Here is a 10,622-nt window from a genome sequence, read left to right as displayed (position 1 = left end):
CGTTGATAGGCAAGGTGTGGAAGCGCAGTAATGTGTGAAGCTAACTTGTACTAATTACTCGTGAGGCTTAACTATACAACTCAAAAGTGACTTAACTGATGTGTAGCTTGAGATAAAAGCGAAACCAAGATACAGTATCCTATTACAAAGCAAAGATTACTTCTTAGCAAAGAATTTTAGTAAATGGCTAAAACCCATTTACAAAACCGAATTGCTTGGCGACCATAGCGAAATGGAACCACCTGATCCCTTCTCGAACTCAGAAGTGAAACGTTTCAGCGCCAATGGTAGTGTGGGGTCTCCCCATGCGAGAGTAGGTCATCGCCAAGCTCCATACATCTAAACCCCTCGTAAGAGGGGTTTTTTTTTGCCTTTGAAAAAGATGAGGTTGATTGATATTGTTTTTATTTATTGAGGATTTATGGCGCTATATATTGATATTGGTAATACGCGATTAAAATGGGCGTGCTCTGATGCTTTCTTTTTAAACACCGTATATGCTATGGAGTACAAGGGTGTAAAGCTTGAAAAGCTGGTTGAAGCCTTAACTTGCAATTCTCAAGTTTGCGATAAGGTATTTATTGCTAGTGTGTCTGATAGTGATTTTGTTTCTGGTTTATGCCGTGCTCTAAAAAACCGCTGCTCTTGTGAAGTTGTTATGCTTCAAACCGTAAAAAACTTTTTGGGTTTAACTGTTTGTTATGATGAAGCTGAATTACTCGGTGTAGACAGGTGGTTAGCGATGTTAGCTGCTTACGCACTCTATAAGCGACCTACAATTGTTGTAGATTTAGGTTCGGCGATAACATTGGACTGTATAGATGCGAATGGTCAGCACAAGGGGGGGGTAATTCTTCCAGGAATTAGTGCAATGTTAACATCCTTGTCTAATTGTAAGCGTTTAGCTGATCTTGATATTCTTTCTATTCCATTACAGTCCGAGCTTTTATTAGCTTGTAATACCGAAAGCGCTATATTAAACGGTGTACTTAGTATGGTTACACAATTTCTCGATGCCCAAGTTGATCTTCAACTGTCTCGGCTAGAAGAGCCTTATGTGTTGGTTTTAACCGGTGGTGATGCTCATTTAGTTAAGCCATATTTAAAAAGTGAATGGCTTGTAAATGAGTATTTAGTTTTGCATGGTATCGACTTAGTTGCAAATAACGAAAATTTACTTAAACTGGATATTTAGGTTCGTTTTCTTTGGTTCATAAAGTTTAGGCGCCCTCGCACGTCTATTGATTATCCTGCACTTTTTTCAGTCGGCGGCATGAGTAACAACAGGGCTCTTTCAAAAAAACACTAGGAAACCAATCTCTTGTGCGAACATCATGCAAATTTATAAAAATTAGCGTTAAAAAACAATATTTGTGTTGACATAAGTGTTTAAAGCATTATAATACCGCCACAAGCCGACATAGCACAATTGGTAGTGCAACTGATTTGTAATCAGTAGGTTGGGGGTTCGAGTCCCTCTGTCGGCACCATCATTTAATCAGTCTTAAAAATCCTTTATCTAAATTTTAAATCATAAATTTACCTCTTAGCTTTCCACTGTTATAATATTCGAGAAATTTAAAACTTGGAAAATATAATGGAAAAACACGCTAGCTACACAAAAGAAGAACTCCTTGCTTGCGGTCGAGGCGAATTATTTGGCCCCGGTAATGCGCAGTTACCAAAACCACCTATGCTTATGTTTGATCGTATCACGCATATTTCTGAAGAGGGTGGCGAATTTGGAAAGGGCTTAATTAAAGCTGAACTCGATATTACCTCCGAACTTTGGTTTTTTGATTGCCATTTTAATGAAGACCCGGTGATGCCAGGGTGTTTGGGTTTGGATGCCATGTGGCAACTGATTGGGTTTTTCTTGGGTTGGACTGGCGGCCCAGGACGTGGCCGAGCTTTGGGTTCTGGTGAGGTGAAGTTTTATGGTCAGGTTTTGCCAAAAGCCAAAAAAGTTGAATATGTAATCAATATGAAACGTGTTATTAAGAGAAAGCTTTATATGGGAATTGGCGATGCTCATCTTTATGTTGATGGTCGTGAAATTTATAGTGCCACAGATCTTAAGGTGGGATTGTTTACTAATACGGATGCATTCTAATTATGAAGCGAGTAGTGATTACTGGATTGGGTATAGTTTCGAGCCTTGGTAATGATAAAAATCAGGTAAAAGATTCGTTGTATGCAGGGAAGTCAGGCATTGTTTTTGCACCTGAATATGCTGAAAATGGTTTGCGTTCGCAGGTGCATGGAGCGGTAAAGGGGTTAAATTTTTCTGAGTTAATTCCTAGAAAACAACTTCGTTTTATGGGTGATGCCGCCGCGTATAGTTACATCGCGATGGAACAAGCTATTGCAGACTCGGGCTTAACGGATGAAATGATTTCAAACGAACGTACTGGAATTATTGCGGGTTCAGGTGGCGGCTCCAATTCGAACTCTACACAAGCGGTTGAAGTAACACGTGAAAAAGGGGTCAAGCGCGTTGGTCCTTACATGGTAACACGCACGATGGGAAGTACCGTTTCTGCATGCTTAGCAACACCGTTTAAGATTAAGGGGCTTAACTACTCGATTAGCTCGGCCTGTTCTACCAGTGCTCATTGCGTTGGTGCGGCGATGGAGCAGATTCAACTAGGTAAGCAGGATGTAGTTTTTGCTGGCGGTGGTGAAGAGCTTCACTGGACTATGTCGGTATTATTTGATGCCATGGGTGCCTTGTCGTCTAAATACAATGATACGCCTGAAAAAGCTTCTCGTACCTACGATGCGAACCGAGATGGTTTTGTTATTGCTGGCGGTGGGGGTATGGTTGTAGTGGAAGAGCTTGAGCACGCGCTTGCACGTGGTGCAAAAATTTATGCAGAAATTATTGGTTACGGTGCTAATTCAGACGGTTATGATATGGTTGCGCCTTCTGGTGAGGGTGCCGTTCGTTGTATGCGTCAAGCATTGAGTACTGTTAAAGGTGGTATTGATTATATTAACCCACACGGTACCAGTACGCCAGTTGGTGACACAAAAGAAATGGCGGCTGTTCGTGAGGTGTTTGGCAATGCGGTACCTAAAATCAGTTCAACAAAGGCTATGTCAGGTCATTCATTGGGTGCGGCCGGTGTTCACGAGCTTATTTACAGCTTAATAATGATGGAGCATGATTTTATAGCCCCTTCTATTAATATTGAAACATTGGATGCCGATTGTGAAGGTATGCCGATTGTTACAGAGACAATCGATAATGCAGGATTGAATCGAATAATGAGCAACAGCTTTGGTTTTGGTGGCACGAATGCATCATTGGTGGTTGAGCGTTATAAAGGCTAGCTAGCGCTTGTTGTTTTAAAGCGGGTTAATATCTTAAAGCACTCATGCCTACGCAGAGTGCTTTTTTGTTATAAGAATTTAATTCAACGGAAATACATATGAATAAAGTTAAAGTTGGAATTGTTGGTGGAACCGGTTATACCGGTGTCGAGCTATTGCGTTTGCTAGCTAATCATCCTCAGGCTGAAGTGGTCGTCATTACTTCTCGCTCAGAAGCGGGGATGTCAGTCGCACAAATGTTTCCTAATTTACGTGGTCATTTTGACTTGTGTTTTTCTGAGCCGGATATGGCGCAGTTAAAGCGGTGTGATCTGGTGTTTTTTGCCACGCCACACGGAGTAGCAATGAGTTTAACGCCAGAACTGATAGAGGCTGGTGTAAGAGTGATCGATTTGGCTGCGGATTTTCGTCTTACGGATATGGCTGTTTTTGAGCAGTGGTATGACATGCCGCATAGCTGCCCAGAGATTATGAAAGACGTTGTGTATGGTTTACCAGAGGTAAATCGTGACAAAATTAAGACGGCGAAGGTTATTGCCAATCCTGGGTGCTACCCTACTGCAATCCAACTTGCATTTCAGCCGCTATTAAAAGCAGGCATTATCGATACTCGTCACCTAATCGCTGATGGCAAGTCGGGTGTAAGTGGCGCAGGTCGTGGAGCCAAGGTTGCATCTTTGAGTGCAGAAACCAGTGAAAGTTTTAGAGCCTATGGTATTGATGGGCATCGTCATCAGCCTGAAATTTCGGAAGGCTTGTCTGTAATGGCGGGTGGTGGCAAGGTTAACCTAACCTTTGTACCGCACCTTGTGCCGATGATTCGTGGTATTGAAGCAACGATTTATGCGAAGTTAACAGCGGATTGGTCACAGTCGCAGTTGCAGGACCTGTTTGAAACGCAGTATGCTGATGAGAAGTTTGTGGATGTGATGCCTGCTGGCTCACAGCCAGATACCCGGATGGTAAAAGGCTCAAATATGTGTCGTATGGCGGTTTATCGTCCAGTTGGCGGCGATGTGGTTGTTGTTACATCCGTTATTGACAACCTAGTAAAAGGTGCATCAGGCCAAGCGGTACAGAATATGAATTTAATGTTCGGGTTGGATGAGGATTGTGGTCTTAAGCAGGTTGCGTTGTTACCTTAGTTTTGCACTACTAGTTCACCAAAATTTTTAGCGTGGCACTTTTAGTTTATAATATTTAGAAAATAATAAGCTGTGGCTTTTATACACAGCTATTCACTCGGCTACAAAAGAAGGGAGAAAGTCATGTCTGAAATGTTGAATCCAGTAACCTTTACTGAAGCGGCGGCTTTGAAAGTAAGCGGTCTAATCGATGATGAAGGAAATGCAGCGCTTAAGTTACGCGTCTATATCAGTGGCGGTGGCTGTTCAGGCTTCCAATATGGTTTTACCTTTGATGAGGCGCAAGCAGAGGATGATACGGCTGTTGAAAAAAATGGCGTGACACTGCTTATTGATCCAATGAGCTTTCAGTATCTTGTTGGTGCAAAAATTGATTATCTTGAAGATTTGCAAGGTGCGCGATTTGTTATAGAAAACCCGAATGCAACCACAACTTGCGGCTGTGGTTCTTCATTTAGTGTTTAATCAGTGTTAAGGATCTAAAATGCAATATATTCCAGGATTGGCGGGCGTACCGGCCACCGAATCGAAAATTTCATATATCGACGGTCAAAAGGGTGTGCTTACCTATCGTGGATATGACATTATGGAGTTGGCGGAAAAGTCTTCATTTGAAGAAACAACGCTACTTCTGCTGTTTGGTGAATTGCCAACCACCTCTGAGCTAGCTGATTTCGATCAACAATTGCGCGATCATCGTCGTGTTAAATATAATATTCGTGAAATAATGAAAAACCTGCCAGAAACCACGCACCCAATGCATATGTTGCAAGTGGTGGTGGCGAGCTTGGCGAGTTTTTATCCAAGTACGGAATACATGAAGGGTGGTACTGAAAATCAGGGTTATATCAATGATGTAACCGTTAAAATCATTGCACACATGGCGACCTTGGTAGCCAGTTGGGAGCATATGCGCAATGGCTACGACCCCATCGAGCCGCGTAAAGATCTCAACTATGCTGAAAACTTTTTGTATATGGTTACCGGTGAAGAGCCAGATCCAGATTGGGCACGTTTGCTTGATGCATGTCTTATCCTTCATGCTGAACACACGATTAATGCGTCAACCTTTACCACCATGGTAACGGGCTCAACCCTTGCTAATCCCTGTTCGGTGATTTCATCGGCCATCGCGTCCTTGTCGGGTCCGCTGCATGGTGGTGCAAATCAGATGGTTATCGAAATGCTAGAAAAGATCGGACGCCCTGAAAATGCTCGGGCATATATTGAGGATAGGTTGGCAAATAAAAAAGTCATTTGGGGAATGGGGCACAGAGAGTATAAAACCAAAGACCCTCGCGCGACCATTCTGCAAAAATTGTCTGAGAAGTTGCTTACGAAAAAATCGAAAAGTGGTGAGCTTAGCGTGATGTTTGAAACGGCCCTAGAGGTCGAGCGTATTTGTGAGGAGCTGTTAGGTCATAAGGGTGTTTATCCAAACGTCGATTTTTATTCTGGTATTTTGTATAAAGAAATGGGTTTTGATCCCAAAATGTTTACTTCAATTTTTGCCGTTGCGCGTTCGGCAGGGTGGATGGCACACTGGCGTGAACAGTTGCAAAACAACAAAATTTTTCGACCAACACAGGTTTATACCGGTGCAGGCAACTCTTGTTACCTGCCATTGGATCAGCGTGGACAGGGTATTGGCGGTATTTTAAACCCTAGTCAGTCGTAACACTTTGTAAAATAATGCCATGCTTGATTTAAAGTGCTTGTAAGTGTGGCGTAATTTATTTATAATTCTCTGTCTAATTAATCCTTCCCCTCTTATTGCCCGTTAAACAGTAAGGATGTGAGTTTGGTATAGTGCCAAACGAACGATTTAGGATTATTAACTTAATTAGGATTTTTGAAATGGGAACATTTGTAGCAAAACCAGCAGAAGTAAAACGCGACTGGTTCGTTGTTGACGCTGAAGGCAAAACATTAGGTCGTTTAGCGGCTGAAGTTGCATTGCGTTTACGTGGTAAGCATAAGCCAGAATTTACGCCACACGTTGATTGTGGTGACTATATCGTTATTGTTAATGCTGAAAAAATTGGCGTAACGGGTAACAAGCGTAAAAATAAAATGTATCACCGCTATACAGGTTATGTAGGTAACCTAAAGTCTATGTCATTTGAGAAGTTGATTGAGTCTAAGCCTGAGCGTGTACTTGAGTTAGCTATTAAGGGTATGTTGCCACGTGGTCCTTTAGGCCGTGACATGTATCGCAAGTTGAAAGTATATGCGGGTGCTGAGCATCCACATACTGCACAACAACCACAAACACTAGCGCTGTAAGGGGAAGATTACTATGGCAACAGAACAATATTACGGAACAGGTCGTCGTAAAAGCTCAGTAGCACGTGTTTTCTTACGCGCAGGCTCTGGAAAAATGACGGTAAATGGTCGCGAAATCAATCAGTATTTTGCGCGTGAAACAGATTTGATGGTTATTAACCAGCCAATCGAAGCTACGCAAAGTGAAGGCAAGTTTGACGCTTACATCACTGTCGCTGGTGGTGGTACAACAGGTCAAGCTGGTGCCATTCGTCACGGTATTGCGCGTGCATTGGTTTGTTATGAAGAGGGCAATCGTCCAGCATTACGTTCACGTGAGTTATTAACACGTGATGCGCGTAAAGTTGAGCGTAAAAAAGTCGGTCTTCGCAAAGCACGTCGTCGTCCGCAGTTCTCAAAACGTTAATTTTTATTACCGTTCACCAAAAAACCCGCCTTGGCGGGTTTTTTGGTTTCTAGCTTAAGGCAAACTATTTTCGATTTAATTGTAATTGTATATTCTCAACAGGTGATTGAGTTGCTAAAATGCCATTAATATTAAATAACAGGACTAAGAATGAAAAAGTTTACCTTAAGAAATGAGTTGTTATTACAGTTGGTTGAGTCGGCACAAGAAGGTATTGTAGTAGCCGAAAAGGAGGGGGAGGATACGATTCTTGTTTATGTGAACCCTGCTTTTGAATCATTAACAGGTTATTCGTCTGATGATATCTTGTATCAAGATTGTCGTTTTTTGCAGGGTGAGGATACAGATCAAGCGGCTGTAAAAATTATTCGTAAAGCGATTGAATCACATGATCCCGTAAGGACAATTTTAAAGAACTATCGAAAAGATGGTTCTGTTTTTTGGAACGAGCTAAGTGTCACACCCTTTTATGATGAGCTGGATAAGATTACTTATTACATTGGTATTCAGAAAGATGTCACCGCGCAAGTTAACTTGGCGATGGAGCTAGAGGCGGCGCATGCCGAGATTGCAAGACTCAAGGCCGAGCAATCAAAAAACAACGCCTAGCCTCCTAGACCCTATAATGGCTGCAACCACTGCGATCTGGCACGTAGCTCACAATTTACGCTGGGTGGACTTTCTTCACCAATACATTCATCACCGAAAACCCAGCTCTTAATGCTTGAAAAGTGTTTTATATAAGCCGCCCATTCTTGATGGTTTGACTGTTGATTGTCTATCAGTATAAAACCATAAAGCGCTAGCTTTTCATGAAGCTCTTTAATATTCTCAAGGGGAATACTTTGGTCGAGCACCAAGGGCTGATACCCTTGTTCAAAGCAAAACAAGCCGATATATTTTGAGTACCAATTTGGCGTTGAGGGTGTGGCTTGAATAAAGATTATGCGTCCTAAAAAGCGCGCAGACTGTTGAAATTGGTGTAGTCGTACTTGAAAGCGTTGTGTTATACGCGTTTGCCATAAATTGATGGCTAAAAATTCACTCTTTTGAAGTGCGTTCTCAATGGTTTCGAGTAAGGGGAGGAGCGGTGCAAGCGAGTAGTCGGCAAATAGACGATCTATACAGCGCTCTAGTTGAAACAAATCCATGTCGTTTACAGCACGAATAGTTGCTTTTGTCAGATCGGATTGGTTTTCTTCGGGTTGAGTTTGCGTGTTGCTAATCGGGGACTCAGACAGCACTGTTTTCACACGGCTAATCGGAATACCTTCATCCATCAACTTTAAGGCTTGATTCAAATAATCAATATGATCCTGGGTATAAAGTCGATGGCCTGAATCGGTGCGAACCGGTTCAATCAAGTCATAGCGACGTTCCCATGCACGCAAGGTGATAGGTTTAATACCAGTGAGGCGGGATACCTCTCTGATCGGGAATAGGGCGTTGGGATCTAGTTGTTTCATAATTTTGCCATAATACTCTAAACAGTAAAATTTTCAACTGTAACGTTTACGTATAGCTTTTGTTAGCCTGTACGCGTTGCAGATGGTTTGCTCGACTTTGTTGCAAATCAAACAAGGGTTTGGGGTAGTGCTGGCCTAGCTTAAAGCCGTACTGCTCAAGACTTGCGCTATGCAGCCAAGGCGCATGACAATATTTAGCCGGTAGGGATTTTAATTCAGGTAGCCAGTGTTTGATATATTCCGCATTCGCATCAAATTTTTCACTTTGAACCACCGGGTTAAATAATCGATAATAGGGGGCCGCATCGACACCACAACCTGCTACCCATTGCCACCCCATAGCATTGTTCGCGGGGTCTGAATCAATCAGAGTATCTGCAAACCAAGCTTGCCCCTCACGCCAAGACAGATTTGCATTTTTGGTTAACCAAGAAGCGACCAGCATTCGAATCCGGTTGTGCATCCAGCCTGTTTGCCAAAGTTCACGCATGCCAGCATCGATAATCGGTACGCCGGTTTCGCCACGTTGCCACGCACTTAACCAGGTGGCGTTGTTATCCCAAGGAAAAGCCGCAAATTTAGTTTGGAAAGCTTGGGTTTCAATCTGTGGGTGAAATTGAAGCAGATAGCGACCAAACTCACGCCAAGCTAGTTGACGAATAAAAATATCGAGTGAATGGATTTGAAAATCTGGATTTGACTTAGCCGATTGCAAGTGATAAAGCAATTGGCGCATGGATATTTCACCAAACTGCAAGTGAGTTGAGAGTTTACTGGTAGCCGGTTCGGATGGAAAGTCGCGTGCTTCTGGATAGTCATTGCTGGCTTGTTGTAAAAAAGCATGGAAGCGCGCTTGTGCGGCTTTCTCACCTATACCAAGCTGGTTAGGCTCTGAACGCCAGTGCGCAAGCATTTGTTGCGCCCAAGGTTGTTGCGATATGTTAACTAAAGTTTTCGGAAGCTGGCTAGGCTGCGCGAGTTTAGCGGCGCTAAGTTCAGTGGGCGCATTCGTCGGTAGTGCAACCTGATTAAAGAGTGTCAGCAGCTTTTTGTAAAAAGGGGTAAACACCGAGTAGATGCCGCCTTTTTGTGACAGTACCATTTCTGAGGGCAACCAGGCCTGGTCATAGGGTGTGAGTGCAATCTGGTGCGTCTTGCAAATTTCTAATGCCAGCTGTTGCTGTTGCTGAAAGGCTTCTCCTACCTCATAATGATAAGAAACCTGGCCAATCTGATAGTCTTGCACCAACTTTTCAAAGCACTGAGCAAAGTCGCCCTCTAGCATCAGTAAATCACCGCCTTTCTTGGCAATCGATTGTTGCAGGTCAGTTAGGCTATGGGCTAACCAAGCGGCGTTGGCTTCACCTAAAATACGTTTTGGGTCATGAATATAAGCAATGACCAGTTTGTGTTGGCGCTGCAGTGCACGAAAGAGCGGCGCATGATCAGCCAGTCTTAAATCACGTTGTAACCATATTAAGTGTGTCATAGATTTTCCAATAAGTTGGCTTTAAGCGTGTTTGATAACGGGTCATCCCCCAGCCATATGCCAAAGTACACGGCTTTAAACTCGGGCTCTGTAATGGTAATAAGTGTTTGTTGGTTTAGCATTAAGCGCGTGCCTTGCTCAGGAATGTGTTGCAGAACATAGCAATCGCCTTTTTCAACAGGGCGATAAGCTTGATGTAGCTGCTCGACGGCATCGCGTAACGCTTCGCTCATGGGCTGTTTGTCGAGGACATGGTTGGCGCCATCAATAAAGTTTTCAGCGGTTAGACGCCGTGTGTAGCACAGGGTTAGTTTTAATGGGGTATCGTCAGCTAGCAAGCTATCCGCGCGGATACCGCTTGGTGCGCTCAGTGTCGCATCGTAGAGTTTAAACAGCCCCCAGCGCGCAGTACCTTCCCCCAGTGTTTGCCAGCTTGTTTGTGCTTGCAGGATAAGGGGTAAAAATAACCCAATTACTAAAATCCAAGGTTTCAT

At 43.2% G+C, this 10,622-nt stretch carries 12 protein-coding genes, 1 tRNA gene and 1 rRNA gene; 11 read left to right on the top strand and 3 right to left on the bottom strand.

Annotation, left to right across the window (positions count from 1 at the left end; all coding sequences use genetic code 11):
* Window positions 1–214: 214 nt before the first annotated feature.
* From rrf to NA59_RS09980, 11 genes are all read left to right on the top strand, one after another.
* Window positions 215–330: ribosomal RNA gene (gene rrf, locus NA59_RS10030) — 5S ribosomal RNA — on the top strand.
* 91 nt (window positions 331–421) lie between these two features.
* The gene (locus tag NA59_RS14410; protein ID WP_052501595.1) at window positions 422–1,195 is read left to right on the top strand and encodes a type III pantothenate kinase; all 774 of its coding nucleotides are present in this window, start codon (window positions 422–424) and stop codon (window positions 1,193–1,195) included.
* A 219-nt stretch (window positions 1,196–1,414) separates the two neighbouring features.
* A tRNA-Thr gene (locus tag NA59_RS10020) sits at window positions 1,415–1,490 on the top strand.
* A 107-nt stretch (window positions 1,491–1,597) separates the two neighbouring features.
* Window positions 1,598–2,113, top strand: a complete 516-nt coding sequence (fabA, locus tag NA59_RS10015; protein WP_044411832.1) for a 3-hydroxyacyl-[acyl-carrier-protein] dehydratase FabA — start codon at window positions 1,598–1,600, stop codon at window positions 2,111–2,113.
* A 2-nt stretch (window positions 2,114–2,115) separates the two neighbouring features.
* Window positions 2,116–3,336 carry a beta-ketoacyl-ACP synthase I gene (gene fabB, locus NA59_RS10010; protein ID WP_044411829.1) on the top strand — a complete coding sequence of 407 codons (1,221 nt, stop codon included), beginning with the start codon at window positions 2,116–2,118 and terminating at the stop codon, window positions 3,334–3,336.
* Between the two features lie 98 nt (window positions 3,337–3,434).
* Window positions 3,435–4,481: an N-acetyl-gamma-glutamyl-phosphate reductase gene (gene argC, locus NA59_RS10005; RefSeq protein WP_044411826.1), complete on the top strand. Its 1,047-nt coding sequence runs from the start codon at window positions 3,435–3,437 to the stop codon at window positions 4,479–4,481.
* Window positions 4,482–4,604: 123 nt separating this feature from the next.
* Window positions 4,605–4,946: an iron-sulfur cluster insertion protein ErpA gene (gene erpA / locus NA59_RS10000; protein WP_044411823.1), complete on the top strand. Its 342-nt coding sequence runs from the start codon at window positions 4,605–4,607 to the stop codon at window positions 4,944–4,946.
* A 19-nt stretch (window positions 4,947–4,965) separates the two neighbouring features.
* A complete protein-coding gene (locus NA59_RS09995; RefSeq protein WP_044411821.1) occupies window positions 4,966–6,159 on the top strand; it encodes a citrate synthase in 1,194 nt (397 codons plus the stop codon).
* A 179-nt stretch (window positions 6,160–6,338) separates the two neighbouring features.
* A complete protein-coding gene (rplM, locus tag NA59_RS09990) occupies window positions 6,339–6,767 on the top strand; it encodes a 50S ribosomal protein L13 (RefSeq protein ID WP_044411818.1) in 429 nt (142 codons plus the stop codon).
* A gap of 13 nt (window positions 6,768–6,780) precedes the next feature.
* Entirely contained in the window at window positions 6,781–7,173 is a 393-nt protein-coding gene (gene rpsI, locus NA59_RS09985; protein WP_044411815.1) for a 30S ribosomal protein S9, read from the top strand.
* 150 nt (window positions 7,174–7,323) lie between these two features.
* Window positions 7,324–7,782, top strand: coding sequence for a PAS domain-containing protein (locus NA59_RS09980; protein ID WP_044411812.1), 459 nt, complete (start codon window positions 7,324–7,326; stop codon window positions 7,780–7,782).
* Window positions 7,783–7,793: 11 nt separating this feature from the next.
* Here NA59_RS09980 and NA59_RS14405 read toward each other — a convergent pair whose 3' ends face one another.
* From NA59_RS14405 to NA59_RS09965, 3 genes are read right to left on the bottom strand one after another with little or no spacing between them, the layout of a single operon-like run.
* Window positions 7,794–8,639 (bottom strand): MerR family transcriptional regulator, encoded by an 846-nt coding sequence (locus tag NA59_RS14405; protein WP_052501594.1) that lies wholly within the window; start codon window positions 8,637–8,639, stop codon window positions 7,794–7,796.
* A gap of 46 nt (window positions 8,640–8,685) precedes the next feature.
* Complete coding sequence (locus NA59_RS09970) at window positions 8,686–10,128, bottom strand: cryptochrome/photolyase family protein (RefSeq protein WP_044411810.1); 1,443 nt, start codon at window positions 10,126–10,128, stop codon at window positions 8,686–8,688.
* Entirely contained in the window at window positions 10,125–10,622 is a 498-nt protein-coding gene (locus NA59_RS09965) for a chalcone isomerase family protein (RefSeq protein ID WP_044411808.1), read from the bottom strand. The genes NA59_RS09970 and NA59_RS09965 overlap by 4 nt, the downstream gene beginning before the upstream one ends.

This window comes from Thiomicrospira microaerophila (assembly GCF_000934765.1).
Classification (GTDB): Bacteria; Pseudomonadota; Gammaproteobacteria; order Thiomicrospirales; family Thiomicrospiraceae; genus Thiomicrospira; species Thiomicrospira microaerophila.
This window is presented reverse-complemented; position numbering and strand designations above follow the sequence as displayed.